This window comes from Porcipelethomonas sp. (genome assembly GCF_051893655.1).
Classification (GTDB): domain Bacteria; phylum Bacillota; class Clostridia; order Oscillospirales; family Ruminococcaceae; genus Porcipelethomonas.
The window spans coordinates 1-17,509 of record NZ_JBJFHN010000040.1; the positions used below are offsets into that span (position 1 = coordinate 1).

The following is a 17,509-nucleotide window of genomic DNA, read 5'->3' on the forward strand; positions in this document are numbered from 1 at the left end:
ATAAAATTAACCCTCGTCTGAAAGTTTTTTGCTTACTTTTTTTCAAAAAAGTAAGTGGGGGTTGAAAAGTAAGGTGTTTTTTGTTATAATAAATGTGTAAAAATAATTTGTAATTTATATAAAAACCGGAGGGTCAAAAAAGAAATGAAAGCCGGCGTTTCAACGGCTTGCCTGTATCCCAGGCTTCTGGAAGAGTCGTTATATGATCTTGCCGTAAATGGTATTGATCATGTGGAAATATTTGTTAATACTGACAGTGAGCTGAAAAAATCATATGTAAGCGGTCTGATGCAGACTCTTAAACGCTTTGAAGTGACTTGCCGTTCACTTCATCCTTACAGCTGTCCTATGGAACCTATGATGTTTTTTTCAGTATATGAAAGGCGTGTGGCAGATGCATTGGAATATTACAAGCGGTATTTTAATGCCATGAATATACTGGGAGCAGAAATTTTTGTATTCCATGGAAATAAAAATACAATGCAAATTTCCAGCGAGTTTTACTGCGAAAGATTTCATAAGCTTGTCAGCACAGGTAAAGAATTCGGAATAACAGTGGCTCAGGAAAACGTTTCAAGATGCACAAGCGGTTCGCTTTCATTTATGAAGGATATGGTGAGACTTCTGGGAGATGACGCTAAATTTGTACTGGATACCAAACAGGCAGTAAGGGCTGGTGAAAACAGCTTTAATATATTGAGAACCCTTAAAAATCATATAGTTCATGTACACTTAAGCGATAACGGAGAACTTGGAGACTGCCTTCAGATTGGCAGAGGAAGGTTTAATATAAAGCAGTTTTTAGGCGTACTGGAAAAGGAAAGCCCTGATTGTTCGGTAATGCTGGAGCTTTACAGAAGTAATTTTGACGGTATATCCGATCTTGTAAACAATTTTCATACTATAGAAAATATGATCGCTGCTGCACAAAAATCCGGTGCAAAGTAAGGAGGAAAATCATGCGCTGCCCTTTTTGCGGATATGAAGACACTAAAGTTATAGATTCAAGACCTATGGACGCAAAGAAGCGCCGCAGACGAGAGTGTACAAAATGCGGAAAAAGATTCACGACTTTTGAAACGGTTGAAAGACCGCTGCTTATGGTTCTGAAAAAGGACGGTACTTTTGAACCTTTCGACCGCAGCAAGCTGATAAGAGGTATTTTTAACGCTATAAAAAAGCGTCCTGTAAATATTGAGCAGGTAAATACTATTGTAGATGATATTGAAAATTATTATGCCAACGCTATGCTGAATCAGGCGACAACAGAGGAAATCGGAAACATGATTCTTGATCACCTGAAAAAAATTGACGATGTGGCATACATTCGTTTTGCCTCTGTATATAAGGATTTCACCGATGTGGACAGCTTTATTAAAGCTATAAGCGAACTTGGAGATAAATAAAAAATTAAATAATGCACAAAATAAAATCATGAATTGTGCCGGATTTGGATAAGCTTACAAAAATTATTTTTACTGTGGAAAAAATATTTTTTATATGCTATTATTAAGGTATCTATTAAGAAAGAGGTAATAAACATGGCAAATAAAAATAATATATATGACTCAGAAGATGTGACCGGAAGATTTGATACTGATGATATTGAACAGAATAAGGTCATTTCTGCTATAGGCTATATTCCGGTTCTTTTTCTTGTACCGATGCTGGCAACACAGTCACCCTACGCTAAATTTCATGCAAATCAGGGACTTATTCTGACACTTGCTGCTATAGTTCTGAACGTGGCTCAATGGGTATTAGGAAAAATTTTTGGCATGATCCCGTTTTTCAGATCATTTGTACCTGAAATTATTTCATTCGCTGTTGGAGTGGCAGTTCTTATTTACATAATCATAGGTGTTATGAATGCAGCACAGGGAAAGGCTAAAAAACTGCCGTTTATAGGTAATCTTCTGGATATTATTCATTAATAAAATCCAGTCTTAAAAGGCTGGACAGACTGTAGAAAAATCTGATTTTAAAGTAGATAAGGGGCATCCCTCTCTTGCAGGGCATGCCCCTCTTTCCACACTTTGCTTTTAATTTTCGTTTAGAAAATTGTCGAGCCTTATCTATTTTTATAAATTAAAGTAAGATACGTCTGAAAGTTTTTGCCAAGCTTTTTTCAAAAAGCGGGTTTTCAAAAAGTAAGAGGGGATTTTATAAAGCCGTCCGGCTTGTTTTCTATAAGGGCGGCAGCAATGAGCCTGTCTTCATAAAACAAAAGTTCGGCTGTGACAGGAACATCTCCGCCATAATTTTTTATATTGTAAAGACAGCGGACAACCTCTTTCCCTTTGTATTCTTCAAGGGGAAGTCCCTGCTTCTTCTGAACATCTGCGTATTGCTTATAGACTCCCTCAAAGCTTTCCGGTACTGTAACTGTACTCTGACTTATTTCTTCGGCGTCCCAGCCACGTAAATTAAGATATGCCTCACGCTGATATTCGTTCAGTACCAGAGGTGATTCTTTTTGCGGTTCATGATGCCGGCATATGAAAAATGCGGCAGTTGTAACTCCGGCAGCAGCAATTAAAGCAATAATTTTTTTATTCATGTTTATTACCTCACAGATTTGATTTTTACTTAATTTAATGCGTAAAGGAGCATTTTTATGACTGAAAGGCTTGATAAATTTATTTCCGCCCAGACTTGCTACACAAGAACTGATATAAGAAAACTCCTCTGGAAAAGAAAAGTAACCGTTGACGGAAAAATTATCAGAGACGGAGAAGTTAAAATCAACCCTGAGATGTCTGACGTGACCGTGAACGGACGGAAAATAATCTACAGGGATAAAGTATACATAATTTTAAACAAGCCTGAGGGCTATGTGTGTGCCACTGAGGATAAAAATAAAAAAACTGTTATGGAGCTTCTGGGAGAAGATATAAGACGAAAGGATATTTTCCCTTCCGGCAGACTGGATAAGGATACTACAGGAATGGTTCTTATTACCAATGACGGGCCTTTAAGCCACAGAATTCTTTCTCCAAAAAAACATATTCCTAAATATTATATTGTGAAACTTGCTGAACCTTTTGAGGAAAAGTATGTAAATATATTTGAACAGGGAATAGAAATCGACCGGGGAGAAAAGTGCCTTCCGGCAAAAGTAAGGCAATGCCCGGACTGTGAAAATATGGCGTTTATCGAACTTTTTGAAGGAAAATATCATCAGGTAAAACGAATGTTTGCTGCCGTTGATAACAATGTTGAAAAGTTAACCCGTATTCAGATGGGCGGACTGAAAATTCCCGAAAAACTGGGCATTGGCGAGTATATGGAAATAATGCACAAAGATGTTGAAAACCTGTTGAAAACACCTGATTTTGAAGAGGTTTTCAGTAGTGTCGGGGGAAATTTTTCGTCATATTGGATAAACAAATAATGAGAAGTTTGGGTAAATAGCAACTTGAAACTTTGTTAAAAATTTGGTATTATATTATATGTAGTTAATCTGATTTGGGTTAGCATAAATTTATTTGGGAGGAATTGATAAAATGGCAAGTTTATCACTAAGAGGAATTTACAAGAAATATCCCGGTGGCTTTACCGCCGTTAAAGATGTAAATTTAGAGATTCAGGACAAGGAATTCATCATTCTGGTAGGACCTTCCGGCTGCGGTAAGTCTACAACACTGAGAATGATTGCAGGTCTTGAAGAAATTTCAGAGGGTGAACTTTATATCGGTGACCGTCTGGTAAACGACATCGCTCCTAAGGACAGAGATATTGCAATGGTTTTCCAGAACTATGCTCTTTACCCTCATATGACAGTTTATGATAATATGGCTTTCGGTCTTAAGCTGAGAAAGGTTCCGAAGGATGAAATCGACCGTAAGGTTAAAGAAGCTGCAAAGATTCTTGACCTTGAACATCTTCTTGACAGAAAACCAAAGGCTATGTCAGGCGGTCAGCGTCAGCGTGTGGCTCTGGGTCGTGCTATCGTTCGTTCACCTCAGGTATTCCTGCTTGACGAACCTCTTTCAAATCTGGACGCTAAGCTGCGTGCTCAGATGAGAACAGAAATTGCAAAGCTCCACCAGAAACTCGGAACAACATTTATTTACGTAACACATGACCAGACAGAAGCTATGACAATGGGCGACAGAATCGTTGTTATGAAGGATGGTATTATCCAGCAGGTTGATACTCCTCAGGTGCTTTATGAGAGACCATGCAACAAGTTCGTTGCAGGATTCTTAGGATCACCTCAGATGAACTTTATTGATGCTGTTCTTAAGAAGTCCGGTGCAAAGTATGTTGTTGAATTTGGTTCAAGAGATAAATTCACTGTTGAAGTTCCTGAATCAAAGGTTGCTCCTGCACTGGAAAACTATGTCGGTAAGGAAGTTATTATGGGTATCCGTCCTGAAAGCGTTCATGATGAAGAAATGTATCTTTCAAACGCTACAACAGGTATCATTGAATGTGACGTTGATATCACAGAAATGATGGGTGCTGAAACATATCTTTATCTTACATGCGAGGGTACACCTCTTACAGCAAGAGTTTCACCTCGCTCAACAGCTAAGGCTAATGACAGAATCAAGGTTGCCATTGATCCTAACAGAATTCATCTGTTTGACAAGGAAACAGACGAAACAATTATTAATTGATATCCACTTTCTAATTCTTTTTATAATTTTCATTGAGGTCTGCAATGAATTTCGCAGACCTCCCTCCTCAATTCTTTTAAAATCCCCGGAAGCTTCTGAAGTTTCCGGGGATTGTTTTTATTGTCACAATTTTTTTCTCAGTAATTTTCAAGTAAAAAGTGCTTCCAAGGTACTTTATTCCTTACTTTCTTGAAGCATCAAGAAAGTAACAAAGAAATGCTAATTTACTTTCTTTTCATGTGAAAAGAAAGTAAAACAAAGAAAAAACTTTATCCGTCATTTTGCTTCTGAACTAATTATTCTCGACCTAAAAGGCAAAGCACTCTCCTGAAAATTTGCTCCCATCAAAATGAGTGCAGCTTTTAGGGCTTCTCAAGTAAAGATTTTTCTCAACACATCAATAAATTTAAGCCACATCTGATAGTTTTTGCCCAGCCTTTTTCAAATTTTCCCCTCAAGTTTCAGGTTAGTAACTTGTCGAGCCTTATCTAAGTGAATCAATAAAATTAAGCCACGTCTGATAGTTTTCGCCCAGCCTTTTTCAAATTTTCCCCTCAAGTTTCAGGTTAGTAACTTGTCGAGCCTTATCTAAGTGAATCAATAAAATTAAGCCACGTCTGATAGTTTTCGCCCAGCCTTTTTCAAAAGGCTGGAAAAAATAAGCGGACTTTAAAATTTTAAAGTCCGCTTAAAAATTATAGAGTGATTTATATGAAAACAAAAAAGCTAAATTAAAATTAACCCATAACAACTTCAACAGTATGAGTTTTTCCATCGCCGAATACCGGCAATACATTTCCTTCAATTGCATTTCCGTCAACTGTTACAGACTTGATACCCTTGCAAACGTGATCAGGATTCTTAACTGTAATAGCATAGGAAGCTCCTCTGAACTGTCTTGTAGCCTTAAATCCTTCCCATTCATGAGGAATGCTAGGATCAATCTTAAGACCGTTCCAGTCAGGGATTACACCCAGTATGTACTGTGAAACTGCAACGAAATTCCATGCAGCAGTACCTGTAAGCCATGAGTTCTTAGCTTCACCGTGACGCTTAGCATCCTTTCCGGCAATCATCTGAGCATATACATAAGGTTCTGTTCTGTGAAGATCAGAATACTTTTCTTCTCTGTATGCCGGAGCAATCTTTGAATAGTATTCATATGCCTTGTCACCATGACCTACGAAAGCTTCAGCACAAATGATCCATGCATTGTTGTGGCAGAATATACCAGCATTTTCCTTGTAGCCTGCCGGATATGTAGAAATTTCACCATATTCAATATAATATTTAGTAAATGCAGGATTATTAAGAACCAGACCATGTTCAGTGTTCAGATACTTGTCAACGCTTTCAAGTGCCTTGAGGTCAGCACCTGTTTCCTTGCCGACACCGCCCAGTACTGCGAATCCCTGAGGTTCAATAAAGATCTTGCCCTCTTCGCATTCCTTTGAGCCCATCTTCTTTCCGAAGTCATCATAAGCTCTTAAGAACCATTCGCCGTCATAACCATAATCCATAATATTCTTCTTCATCTTGTCGATTTCAGCCTGAGCTTTGTCAGCTTCAGCATTGTCGCCCTGATGTCTGCAAAGGTCAACATAATTAGGACCTGCAAATGTAAACAGTGCTGCAACCATTACAGATTCAGCAACCTTGCTGTATTTGTCTTCGCCGTACTTAGGTGAAGTAGATGTCTGGAAAGATTCTCCAGGTTCAGAAGAGAAGCAGCTTAAATTGATACAGTCATTCCAGTCAGCTCTCATAGCAAGCGGAAGTCCGTGAGGACCAACATTTTCAGCAACATGATAGAAAGACTGTTTCAGGTGATGCATCATAGTCTGAGCCTTGCTCTCGTCGTTATCATAAGGAACCTTTGCATCAAGAATTCCGTAATCGCCTGTTTCCTTGATATAAGCAGCAACAGACAGAATCATCCACAGCGGATCGTCTGAGAAATCGCCGCCTACTTCGTCATTGCCCTTCTTTGTAAGAGGCTGATACTGGTGATAGCAGCCGCCGTTTTCAAACTGAGTAGAAGCCAGATCAATAAGACGTTCTCTTGCTCTTTCAGGGATCTGGTGAACGAAACCGAGAAGATCCTGGTTTGAATCACGGAAGCCCATACCTCTTCCGATACCGCTTTCAAAGTAAGAAGCAGAACGGGACATATTAAATGTTACCATACACTGATACTGATTCCAGATGTTAACCATTCTGTTCATCTTGTCATCAGGAGTTTCAGCAGTATATTTTGAAAGAAGAGCGTCCCACATTTCCTTAAGTTCAGCAAGTGCTGCATCAGCCTTTTCGGAAGTGTTGAACTTTTCAATCATTTCATAAGCTCTTGACTTGTTCATTGTTCCGTCAGCATTGAACTTTTCCTCAACAGGATTTTCAACATAGCCGAGGATAAATACCAGATCCTTTGTTTCACCTGGTTCAAGAGTAATTTCCATATAGTGTGAAGCTATTGGTGACCAGCCGTCTGCCACAGAATTTGAAGCCTTGCCGTCTGAAACGACCTGAGGATTTTCAAAGCCGTTGTAAAGACCCAAGAAGCTTTCTCTGTCGCTGTCAAAGCCGTCAATATCAGCGTTTACTGTATAGAAAGCGAAATGATTTCTTCTTTCCTTGTATTCTGTTTTGTGGTAGAGAGTAGAGCCTTCAATTTCAACTTCACCTGTATTGAAGTTTCTCTGGAAGTTTGTGGAGTCATCCTGAGCGTTCCACAGGCACCATTCAACAAAAGAAAACAGCTTGAAAGTCTTCTTTTCAGAAGTCTCGTTTTTAAGAACCATTTTCTGAATTTCGCCGTTATAGTTCTGAGGAACAAAGAAAGTAACCTCAGCGGAAATGCCGTTCTTAGCACCCTTGATTATAGTGTAGCCCATACCGTGACGGCATTCATAGCTGTCAAGGTCAGTTTTTACAGGTGACCAGCCGGGTGACCAGATAGTACCGTTGTCATTTATGTAAAAATAACGTCCGCCCATATCCACAGGAACGTTGTTATAGCGGTAACGTGTAATTCTTCTGAGTCTTGCATCCTTATAGAAATGATAGCCGCCGGCAGTATTGGAAATCAGTGAGAAAAATTCCTGAGTTCCAAGATAATTTATCCACGGGTAAGGTGTTTTGGGGGAAGTAATGACATATTCCTTATTAGCGTCATCAAAAAAACCAAACTTCATATTTTTTCTCCTTTTTTAAATGTTTTGTCAGTCAGCCCGAAGCTGCACTACAAATTATAGATATTATAACATAAAATCCCTGATGATTCAAGCTGTTTTGACAAAAATTCAAATTATTTTTTTATAAACTTCCAAAAAAATACTGAAACGGGGCAAAATCTAGAATCCCAGAATTTTTGAAACACCTGAAATGAGCAGACATATTATCATTCCGCAAAGCGTAGGGAGTACAATTGCCGCAGCTGTCCATTTAAGACTTCCTGTTTCCTTTTTTATCGTAAGGCATGTTGTGGAACAGGGAAAATGGAAAAGTACTGTAACCATAGTGCAAAGGGCAGTTACAATCGTCCAGCCGTTGTCTGCAAAAAGGGTGCGGAGTATTTCAGTATTTTCAATTTCCACAAGTGTTCCGGCAGATGTATAGCACATTATGATTATTGGTATTACTATTTCATTTGCCGGGAATCCCAGTATAAATGCCAGAAGGATAACCCCGTCCATTCCCAGTATATGTCCGGGTACGTCCAAAAATGCAGAAAGATAACTGAGAATACTTTCACCGCTTATTGTACAGTTTGCCAGAATCCATATTAAAAGACCTGCCGGAGCAGCAGCAGCACAGGCTCTGCCCAGAACAAAAATAGTCCTGTCAAAAACCGAACGCACAATAATTTTTCCTATCTGAGGTTTTCTGTAGGGCGGAAGTTCCAGTGCAAAAGAGGAAGGAACACCTTTGAGTACGGTAACTGAAAGAATCCATGAAACCAGAAGCGTCATTAAAACTCCGCACAAAATTACACCGAGAAGTATCAGTGCCGACAGTCCGGATCGCAGCGCACCTGCCGCTGAAACAGTAAAAAACATTGTTATAATAGAAATAAGTGACGGAAACCTGCCGTTGCAGGGTACAAAATTATTTGTAAGTATGGCAATAAGTCTTTCTCTCGGGGAGTCTATAATTCTGCATCCGGTAACGCCTGCGGCATTGCACCCGAATCCCATAGACATTGTAAGAGCCTGTTTTCCGCATGCTCCCGAGCGTCTGAAATACTTATCCAGATTAAATGCCACTCTGGGCAGATACCCCAGATCTTCAAGGAGAGTAAAAAGCGGAAAGAAAATCGCCATAGGCGGCAGCATGACCGAAATCACCCATGCCAGCACCCGGTACATTCCGTTTACAATCATATCTCTGACCGTATTCTGACACCCTGTATAAATCAAAAAATCGTTTATTCTGTCACCCAGCCAGAAAAGTCCTTTTGACAGCAGCTGGGAGGGATAATTTGCCCCGACTATAGTAAGCCAGAAAATAATTCCCAGAAGACCCAGCATAATGGGAATACCGAAAATACGGTTTGTTAAAATTCTGTCTATTTTCCTGTCACGTTCATAATAATCTGCTCTGCCGAATGAAACCGCATCTTTAGCTATTATTTCAGCAGATTTAATAATCGAAGAAATAATTTCATCGCTTATTTTCTGGGGATTCCAGTTTTTTCTTGCCAGACTTTCTGCTGTCCTGTTAAGCTGACCATAAATTTCCCCGGCAATGTCACATTCCAGACAATCCGAGATTTTCTGTATAAGCTTTTCATTTTTTTCAACAAGCCTTATTGCAGTCCACCTGTCGGAAAGCTTTCCGTTTGTAAATTCATGGACTGCAGAAGCAATACGGCTTATTTCATCTTCCAGCTGCACATCATAAACAGGAAGAAACGGCGAAACCGGAGGAGAATCAATAACCTTTCCGACAGCATCCATAAGTTCTGACAGACCTTTACCGTCCCTTGCGGTCACTCCCACTGCCGGAACTCCCAGAAGTCCGGAAAGCTTTTCAGTATCCACATGAATATTTTTCTTTTCAGCCTCATCCATAAGATTTACGCAGACCACCACTCTGGAAGTTATCTCCATAGTCTGCAAAACGAGATTAAGATTTCTTTCAAGGCATGTAGCGTCGCACACTACAATTACAGCGTCAGGCTTATCAAAGCATATAAAATCCCGTGCCACTTCTTCTTCTGCGGACTGTGCCATAAGCGAGTAAGTCCCGGGAATATCAGCCAGTATATATTTTTTTCCGTTATGACAGCATCGTCCCATAGCATTTGAAACTGTTTTTCCTGCCCAGTTGCCGGTATGCTGTTTCATACCAGTAAGAGCGTTGAACACTGTAGATTTACCCACATTAGGATTTCCAGCCAGTGCGATAACATACTCGTCGGGATGTTTTTTTATCATACCGGATGAAACAAGTTCATTACCGGTAGATTTCACTGTAAGTCCCATATTATTCCTCCTGATATATTTTATTACTGTGTAAATTATATGAGAAGGCAAGTATGTCCGATTCATCATCAGGGCAAAGAAAAAACCCTCTGAGTTTTCAGAGGGTTCTCAATAGAGAGTGACATAATTTTAGAGGAGATGAAATCATAAAAAAACTTTTATCAACTGCTTTCAACTTTGTCAGTTCTTCAACTGACAAATATATTATGCCGCTTTTATGTGATAGTTTTATGATATTGATGTGAAGCTTTTCAAAAACCTGCCCCAGCCTTTTAAAAAAGGCTGGGCGAAAACTTTCAGACGTGGGTTAATTTTATCGATTCACTTAAATAAGGCTCGACAGGTTACTAACCTGAAACTTGAGGGGAAAAATTTGAAAAAGGCTGGGCGAAAACTTTTAGACGTGGGTTAATTTTATCGATTCACTTAAATAAGGCTCGACAGGTTACTAACCTGAAACTTGAGGGGAAAAATTTGAAAAAGGCTGGGCGAAAACTTTTAGACGTGGCTTAATTTACTGGTTATTTTACATGAGGCTCGACAGCTTACTTTTTGAAAAAAGTAAGACAAAAACTTTTAGACGTGGTTTAATTTACTGGTTTATTTTACATGAGGCTCGACAGGTTACATTCAAAAGTTTCGGTCAAGCCTTTTCAAAGGCTTGTGGGGTGCATGGGGCAAAGCCCCTGCTCGCCGTCCGCAGACGGCGAAATTACTGAGCCTTGGAAGCGCTCCGCATAGGGTGAATTCAAAAACAGTCCAGTGGACTGTTTTTGAAGAGGGGCATGCCCTGCAAGGGAGGGCTGCCCCTATGCTTTTTATAAAAAGAAAAAACACAAGCAAAAATATTGCTTATGTTTCTCTACTTATATAGTTTTGGGTTATCGGTACGTTCCAATAAATAATCAATCGAAACATCAAAATAGTCTGCCAGACGGGTAAGCGTTTTATAATCTGCTTCACGTTCACCAGTTTCATATCGGCTTATGCTGTTTTGATTTAAATTCAATTCCATTGCCAGTTGTAATTGTGAAATACCCTTTTGTTCTCTTAAAAATTTTAATCTCATAATAAACCTCTTGACTTTATTATATCAATTTGATATAATAAAATTATCCCAATTTGGTATATAATGAATATAAGGATATATGAAACGAGTTAAAGAGCTTCTTAAATTAAAATAAAATGATATCACAAAAGATATTTTTAGTTCTCTACCTTCAAGCATTTATTTGCTTTATAATTATTAAACCGTAATATAGTTAATGTTCTACAGCTTTATTAACACTTTAGAGATATCATCATAGTTCTTTAACTCGTTTGATATATAAAAGGGGGCTTTTTATACACTGCTGCTTAGACATTTGTAAAATTTAAGTAATGTAAATGTAAAATCATCTGATGTTTATTGACAACTTATGTATAGTATAATATAATATTACTTGAGTAGTTTGAAAGGGTGGTAATAAATGAAAAAGAAAATTTTAATATCAGTCATTCTCTCAGCAGTTATGATCATGTCTTCTGCATGCAGTTTTTTTGATAAAGACAATTCAGAGGAAGAATCTAAGGAAAGCAGTTCGGTTTCAGAAAGTGATTCCGAATCGGAAAGTGAAGATGAAAATTCTGACAAGGAGTCGTCTGAAGCTGAAGAATCCGAAGATGAAAATTCAGATAAGGAATCATCTGAAGCTGAAGAAGAATCCGAAGATGAAAGCACATCTTCTGAGGAGGTTTCTGCAAATCTTTCAGATGATATTTTCAACTTTGAAATCGCTCTGGACGGTGAAGTATATTCTATTCCGATGTCCTATAAGGACTTTACCGAAAATGGATGGATTCTGGACGGTGATGACACAGAAAAACTAAAAGGAAACCAGTATACTCTCTCAGAGGTTTTTGAAAAAGAAGATTTTAAAATAAGCTGTCAGATTATAAATCTTGATGATGATGAAAAACCGCTGTCTGAATGCTATATAGGAAAGATCAGTATAGATTCATACGATTTAAAAGATACAAATCATACTGCTGAAATTCTTAATGGTATTAAAGTAAATGTATCTTCTATGGATAATGTTGATGCCAGTTTAGGTGAACCTGATGATAAGTATGAAGGAGATTCAATTATCATATATACCTATAAAAAAGAATTATACAGTGAAATAAAAATAACATTTGATACACAGACAAAAATCGTAACTGAGATTGAAATGCAGAATTTTAATGAATAAATATATTATAATCAATATAATTTATATAAACACGTAACAAAAAGCCGACCCATAAAGGTGTCGGCTTTTTTACAGCATAAATATAATCTGCGGCATCATATTTTTTATATTCATGCCTTCATGAGGGACTTATGAGTCGGTTGCTTCTATAAGCCTGTCATTGGATCTGAAAAGAAGAGTAATACACCAGATCGCCGAAATTGCGACAATAATATATATTGCTCTGCTTAAAATGGTGTCAGGACCGCCGAAAAGCCATGCAACCAGGTCAAACTGGAATATTCCAACCAGTCCCCAGTTGATTCCGCCGATTATAAGCAAAATCAGTGCGAGCTTATCCCACATTCTGTCCACCTCATTTCTTTAAGAACATTTTGTAATGTTCATGGCTTTATTATTTTCACGTTTTCTTAAAATATGCTTTTTTCAAATTAGTAATATACGGAAAGTATGGCAAAAATTAAAAAAATAAAAACAGCGGACTCTTTAATGAATCCGCTGTTTGTTTATGGTCTGGACCTCCCGCATTGTGCTGCGGTACTTCCTTTCGCCCGATTAATTTTTTATTAGTCCTGTCCGTAAAGCTTAGACAGTCTTACCAGATAGTCATATCTGTCCTTAGCATTAGCAAGTGCCTTATCGAAGAGTTTTTCAGCTCTTTCAGGATTCTGACGTGCCAGAGCGTTATAACGAACCTCGCCCATGAGGAAGTTCTTGTATTCGTCTGTATTAGGTGCCTTTGAATCCATAATGAATGGGTTCTTGCCTTCAGCCTTAAGCTCAGGATTGTATCTGTAAAGGTGCCAGTAACCAGCCTGAACAGCCTTCTTTTCTTCTGCCATAGCAGTACCCATACCGGTCTTGATACCGTGGTTGATACATGGAGCGTAACCGATAATGATTGAAGGACCGTGATAAGCTTCAGCCTCTGCAATAGCCTTGATACACTGATTATAGTCAGCACCCATAGCGATGTGAGCAACGTAAACGTAGCCGTAGCTCATTGCGATACCAGCCAGATCCTTTTTCTTTACTTCCTTGCCGGCAGCTGCAAACTGTGCAATAGCGCCTGTAGGAGTAGACTTGGAGGACTGTCCGCCTGTGTTGGAGTAAACCTCAGTATCGAATACGAAAATATTTACATCCTCGCCGGAAGCGATAACGTGGTCAAGACCGCCGAAACCGATATCATAAGCCCATCCGTCGCCGCCGAAGATCCACTGGGATTTCTTTCTCAGATAATCCTTGGAAGCAAGAATTTCCTTTGCAGCGTCGCAGCCGCATGCTTCAAGAGCAGCAACCAGCTTTTCTGTAGCAGGAGTATTTGCGTTTCCGTCTTCCAGTGTATCCAGATATTCAGCAATAGCAGCCTTTACATCTGCATTGTCAGTTGTTTCGTTAAGAGCCTTAACCTTTGCAACAACTCTTTCTCTGAGAGTTTTCTGACCTAAGAACATACCGTAACCGAATTCAGCATTGTCCTCGAACAGTGAGTTAGACCATGCAGGACCCTTGCCTTGCTTGTTGTATGTGTAAGGAGTTGAAGGTGCAGAACCGCCCCAGATTGAAGAACATCCTGTAGCGTTTGCGATATACATTCTGTCACCGAACAGCTGTGTAATAAGTTTTGCATAAGGTGTTTCACCGCAGCCTGCGCATGCGCCTGAGAATTCAAGCATAGGCTGTCTGAACTGTGAACCCTTTACAGTAGTTGCCTTGAATTTAGCAGCAACTTCAGGCTTTTCGTCAATTGTAAGACCGTAAGTGAATTTTTCCTGTTCGCCCAGCTGTGATTCCAGCGGTTCCATAACGAGAGCCTTGTTTTTAGCAGGACATACATTAGCGCATGAACCGCATCCTGTACAGTCAAGAGCAGAAACAGTCATAGCAAACTTCATACCGTTCATAGCAGGTTTGAAATCAGCCATCTTCATGCCTTCCGGTGCCTTAGCAGCCTCATCTTCGCTGAGAGCAACAGGTCTGATTACAGCGTGAGGACATACATAAGCACACTGGTTACACTGGATACAGTTTTCAGGGATCCATGAAGGAACCTTAACAGCAATACCTCTCTTTTCAAATGCAGCAGAGCCCTGAGGGAATGTACCGTCAGCTGCGTCCTTGAAAGTAGAAACAGGAAGTGTATCACCCTTCTGAGCATTGCAAGGAATCTGAATATTGTTTACATAATCAGCAAGTTCCTTGTTGTCGCTTGTAACATGTGCCATACCCATCTGAGTATCAGCAGCGTCAGCCCATGAAGCAGGAATGTCGATCTTTACAACATTCTGATGACCTGCGTCAATAGCCTTCCAGTTCTTTTCAACAACGTCCTGACCCTTCTTGCTGTAGGATGCTTCAGCAGCAGCCTTCATGTACTTAACAGCGTCCTCGAAAGGAATGATATCAGCAAGCTTGAAGAATGCAGACTGTAAAATTGTGTTGATTCTTGTACCCATGCCTGTTTCTTCGCCGAGTTTTACACCGTTGATAGTATAGAAATTGATATTGTTCTTTGCAAGGTATCTCTTTACCTGACCCGGAAGATGCTTTTCAAGACCTTCCATATCCCAGATTGTGTTGAGAAGGAAAGTACCGCCCGGCTTGATGTCAGAAACCATATCGTACTTGTCAATATAGCTCTGGTTGTGACATGCAACAAAGTCAGCCTTATTGATAAGGTATGTTGACTTGATTGGAGTCTTTCCGAAACGCAGGTGAGAAACTGTTACACCGCCTGATTTCTTTGAGTCATATGAGAAATAAGCCTGAGCGTAAAGGTCAGTATGGTCGCCGATGATCTTGATAGAGTTCTTGTTAGCGCCTACTGTACCGTCTGAACCCAGTCCCCAGAACTTACATGATGTAGTACCGGCAGGAGCTGTGTCAGGGCTTTCAGTAATATCAAGTGAAAGATTAGTAACGTCATCATTGATGCCGATAGTAAATCTTGGCTTTTCAGTATTCTTGAATACAGCGATGATCTGTTCAGGAGTTGTATCCTTTGAACCCAGACCGTATCTGCCAGTGAATACAGGAACGTCATTGAACTTAGTACCCTTGAGTGCTGCAACAACGTCAAGGTAAAGAGGTTCGCCCAGTGAGCCTGGTTCCTTTGTTCTGTCAAGAACTGAAATTCTCTTTACTGAATCAGGAATAGCTTCAACGAGTCTGTCAGCAGCGAAAGGTCTGTAAAGTCTTACCTTGACAAGACCGTACTTGCCGCCATTTGCATTTAAGTAATCAATAGTTTCCTCAATAGTATCGTTAACAGAACCCATAGCAATGATTATATGTTCTGCGTCCTCAGCACCGTAATAGTTAAACAGCTTGTAATTTGTGCCGAGCTTCTTGTTTACCTTATCCATGTATTCTTCAACAATTGCAGGCATAGCATCATAATAAGGATTGCTTGCTTCTCTTGACTGGAAGAAAATATCAGGGTTCTGAGCAGTACCTCTGAGAACCGGATGTTCCGGATTAAGAGCATGGTTACGGAATCTTTCAACATCTTCCATATCCATCATATCTCTGAGATCTTCATCATCCCAGGTTTCGATTTTCTGAATTTCGTGAGAAGTTCTGAAACCGTCAAAGAAGTGAATAAACGGAACTCTGCCCTTAAGTGTTGCAAGATGAGCAACAGCGCCCAGATCCATAATTTCCTGAACGTTTGAAGAACAAAGCATAGCATAGCCTGTCTGACGGCATGCATAAATATCAGAGTGATCGCCGAAGATATTCAGAGCATGTGAAGAAACGCATCTTGCTGAAACATGGATAACTGACGGCAGAAGCTCACCGGCAATCTTATACATATTAGGGATCATCAGGAGAAGACCCTGTGATGCAGTATAAGTTGTTGTGAGAGCACCTGATGAAAGAGATCCGTGAACAGCACCTGCAGCACCTGCTTCAGACTGCATTTCAACAACATGAACAGGCTGTCCGAATAAATTCTTCTTGTTTTTTGCAGACCACTGGTCAGTAACCTCAGCCATCGGTGATGACGGAGTGATAGGATAAATAGCAGCTACTTCAGTAAATGGGTATGATACCCATGCAGCAGCGTTGTTACCGTCCATGGTCTTCATTTTTCTTGCCATTGGTAATATTCCTCCTAAATTTAAATTTCACATCATAATGAAAGCGTTATGCTTCACTATTTATAATATCACAAACTTTCCCTTTTGTAAATACCTTTTTTGTGAATCTCGGCTAAAAATCGACTGAATAGTATAAAAATATAATTTAATTAGCCGCCGCTTACCATCGACATTTTTCATCAAAATGCGATACTTTTTACGGATTTTCCATTCAAATTGTATAATTCATTGAGTGTATAATTGGTGAAAATTCCAAAAAAAATCAGGATTTCAAAAAAAATCTAATTTTTTGTTGACGTTTAGCACTTTTTGGTGTATAATACTATTAGTGTTTAATAATACAAGATTATTTTACACTCGTTTTGTTGTCTCCTTTCTTTTGTTCTACACATATTTATTTTCTCTTTTTTATATTTCCCCGGGTATCGTAAAACCCGGGGTTTTCTTTTTTTTCAAAACCACTTGACAAAATAATCTTTTTGATATATACTATAAGTGTAGTGATTTTCATTACTTCTTAAAATTTTTTTACAATCTAATCCTTTTATAATTTTATGAAAATACCGGGAGCAATATTATTTTGCTCCCGGTATTTTTTGCTGTATGAAAAAGCGACGGCAATTACTGTTCTCTCTGCTTTATTTGTCAATATCCTTCCTGACACTTTTAGGAAGATTGAAATCATAAATTTCCTCGTATGATTCATACTGTGACTCAGTCATTACCTCGGAAGGGATAAGCCCTGTACAGTCGTTTGCACAGCCTGCTTCACTGAACATTATGTCCTCATATGAACGGGAACGCTCCACAGGAGTCTCCGGACAATGTTTTTTAGCCATTTTTTATATCTCCTTAAAATAAATTTTACATTATTTATTTTTAGAAGATATATCGTTTATATACACAGGAAATTATTTTTCAAATTTATAAAACAAGGCTCAGTATAATAAAATACTGAGTCTGAATTTTTTTATTCCTTACTTTCTTGAAGCATAAAGAAAGTAACAGACTATGTTCATTTCTTGTCATGTGACAAGAAACGAACCAAAGAAACACACTTC

General features: G+C 39.1%; 13 protein-coding genes. 6 read left to right on the top strand and 7 right to left on the bottom strand.

Annotated features, from left to right (window positions below; all coding sequences use genetic code 11):
* Positions 1-144 precede the first annotated feature (144 nt).
* The 3 genes from ACI4WO_RS02075 (at position 145) to ACI4WO_RS02085 (ending at position 1,934) form a co-directional block, all read left to right on the top strand.
* Complete coding sequence (locus ACI4WO_RS02075) at positions 145-948, top strand: sugar phosphate isomerase/epimerase family protein (protein WP_439805899.1); 804 nt, start codon at positions 145-147, stop codon at positions 946-948.
* 11 nt (positions 949-959) lie between these two features.
* Entirely contained in the window at positions 960-1,406 is a 447-nt protein-coding gene (nrdR, locus tag ACI4WO_RS02080) for a transcriptional regulator NrdR (RefSeq protein ID WP_439805900.1), read from the top strand.
* A 135-nt stretch (positions 1,407-1,541) separates the two neighbouring features.
* Positions 1,542-1,934, top strand: a complete 393-nt coding sequence (locus ACI4WO_RS02085) for a hypothetical protein (RefSeq protein ID WP_439805901.1) — start codon at positions 1,542-1,544, stop codon at positions 1,932-1,934.
* 209 nt (positions 1,935-2,143) lie between these two features.
* Here ACI4WO_RS02085 and ACI4WO_RS02090 read toward each other — a convergent pair whose 3' ends face one another.
* On the bottom strand, positions 2,144-2,560 hold the full coding sequence (locus tag ACI4WO_RS02090; RefSeq protein ID WP_439805902.1) for a DUF4830 domain-containing protein: 417 nt from the start codon (positions 2,558-2,560) through the stop codon (positions 2,144-2,146).
* Between the two features lie 57 nt (positions 2,561-2,617).
* Between ACI4WO_RS02090 and ACI4WO_RS02095 the strand changes: the two genes are divergently transcribed.
* Together ACI4WO_RS02095 and ACI4WO_RS02100 are read left to right on the top strand one after the other, a co-directional pair.
* Positions 2,618-3,394, top strand: a complete 777-nt coding sequence (locus tag ACI4WO_RS02095; RefSeq protein ID WP_439805903.1) for a pseudouridine synthase — start codon at positions 2,618-2,620, stop codon at positions 3,392-3,394.
* A 112-nt stretch (positions 3,395-3,506) separates the two neighbouring features.
* Positions 3,507-4,625, top strand: a complete 1,119-nt coding sequence (locus ACI4WO_RS02100) for an ABC transporter ATP-binding protein (protein ID WP_439805904.1) — start codon at positions 3,507-3,509, stop codon at positions 4,623-4,625.
* A 737-nt stretch (positions 4,626-5,362) separates the two neighbouring features.
* Here the strand turns inward: ACI4WO_RS02100 and ACI4WO_RS02105 are convergent.
* The 3 genes from ACI4WO_RS02105 to ACI4WO_RS02115 form a co-directional block, all read right to left on the bottom strand.
* On the bottom strand, positions 5,363-7,819 hold the full coding sequence (locus ACI4WO_RS02105) for a GH36-type glycosyl hydrolase domain-containing protein (RefSeq protein ID WP_439805905.1): 2,457 nt from the start codon (positions 7,817-7,819) through the stop codon (positions 5,363-5,365).
* A 159-nt stretch (positions 7,820-7,978) separates the two neighbouring features.
* Complete coding sequence (gene feoB, locus ACI4WO_RS02110; protein ID WP_439805906.1) at positions 7,979-10,111, bottom strand: ferrous iron transport protein B; 2,133 nt, start codon at positions 10,109-10,111, stop codon at positions 7,979-7,981.
* Positions 10,112-10,973: 862 nt separating this feature from the next.
* Complete coding sequence (locus ACI4WO_RS02115) at positions 10,974-11,180, bottom strand: helix-turn-helix domain-containing protein (protein WP_439805907.1); 207 nt, start codon at positions 11,178-11,180, stop codon at positions 10,974-10,976.
* 400 nt (positions 11,181-11,580) lie between these two features.
* On the opposite strand from ACI4WO_RS02115, the gene ACI4WO_RS02120 reads away from it, so the two are divergent.
* The gene (locus ACI4WO_RS02120; RefSeq protein WP_439805908.1) at positions 11,581-12,342 is read left to right on the top strand and encodes a hypothetical protein; all 762 of its coding nucleotides are present in this window, start codon (positions 11,581-11,583) and stop codon (positions 12,340-12,342) included.
* Between the two features lie 129 nt (positions 12,343-12,471).
* Here the strand turns inward: ACI4WO_RS02120 and ACI4WO_RS02125 are convergent, their stop codons facing one another.
* The 3 genes from ACI4WO_RS02125 to ACI4WO_RS02135 form a co-directional block, all read right to left on the bottom strand.
* The gene (locus ACI4WO_RS02125; RefSeq protein ID WP_439805909.1) at positions 12,472-12,687 is read right to left on the bottom strand and encodes a DUF378 domain-containing protein; all 216 of its coding nucleotides are present in this window, start codon (positions 12,685-12,687) and stop codon (positions 12,472-12,474) included.
* Between the two features lie 221 nt (positions 12,688-12,908).
* Positions 12,909-16,448 carry a pyruvate:ferredoxin (flavodoxin) oxidoreductase gene (gene nifJ, locus ACI4WO_RS02130; protein ID WP_439805910.1) on the bottom strand — a complete coding sequence of 1,180 codons (3,540 nt, stop codon included), beginning with the start codon at positions 16,446-16,448 and terminating at the stop codon, positions 12,909-12,911.
* 638 nt (positions 16,449-17,086) lie between these two features.
* Positions 17,087-17,287, bottom strand: coding sequence for a hypothetical protein (locus tag ACI4WO_RS02135; RefSeq protein WP_439805911.1), 201 nt, complete (start codon positions 17,285-17,287; stop codon positions 17,087-17,089).
* Positions 17,288-17,509 lie beyond the last annotated feature (222 nt).

Bases quoted from the DNA above. Each gene is read 5' to 3' on its own strand.
- ACI4WO_RS02075 (WP_439805899.1), top strand. From the start codon at position 145: ATGAAAGCCGGCGTTTCAACGGCTTGCCTGTATCCCAGGCTTCTGGAA.
- nrdR (WP_439805900.1), top strand. From the start codon at position 960: ATGCGCTGCCCTTTTTGCGGATATGAAGACACTAAAGTTATAGATTCA.
- ACI4WO_RS02085 (WP_439805901.1), top strand. From the start codon at position 1,542: ATGGCAAATAAAAATAATATATATGACTCAGAAGATGTGACCGGAAGA.
- ACI4WO_RS02090 (WP_439805902.1), bottom strand. From the start codon at position 2,560: ATGAATAAAAAAATTATTGCTTTAATTGCTGCTGCCGGAGTTACAACT.
- ACI4WO_RS02095 (WP_439805903.1), top strand. From the start codon at position 2,618: ATGACTGAAAGGCTTGATAAATTTATTTCCGCCCAGACTTGCTACACA.
- ACI4WO_RS02100 (WP_439805904.1), top strand. From the start codon at position 3,507: ATGGCAAGTTTATCACTAAGAGGAATTTACAAGAAATATCCCGGTGGC.
- ACI4WO_RS02105 (WP_439805905.1), bottom strand. From the start codon at position 7,819: ATGAAGTTTGGTTTTTTTGATGACGCTAATAAGGAATATGTCATTACT.
- feoB (WP_439805906.1), bottom strand. From the start codon at position 10,111: ATGGGACTTACAGTGAAATCTACCGGTAATGAACTTGTTTCATCCGGT.
- ACI4WO_RS02115 (WP_439805907.1), bottom strand. From the start codon at position 11,180: ATGAGATTAAAATTTTTAAGAGAACAAAAGGGTATTTCACAATTACAA.
- ACI4WO_RS02120 (WP_439805908.1), top strand. From the start codon at position 11,581: ATGAAAAAGAAAATTTTAATATCAGTCATTCTCTCAGCAGTTATGATC.
- ACI4WO_RS02125 (WP_439805909.1), bottom strand. From the start codon at position 12,687: ATGTGGGATAAGCTCGCACTGATTTTGCTTATAATCGGCGGAATCAAC.
- nifJ (WP_439805910.1), bottom strand. From the start codon at position 16,448: ATGGCAAGAAAAATGAAGACCATGGACGGTAACAACGCTGCTGCATGG.
- ACI4WO_RS02135 (WP_439805911.1), bottom strand. From the start codon at position 17,287: ATGGCTAAAAAACATTGTCCGGAGACTCCTGTGGAGCGTTCCCGTTCA.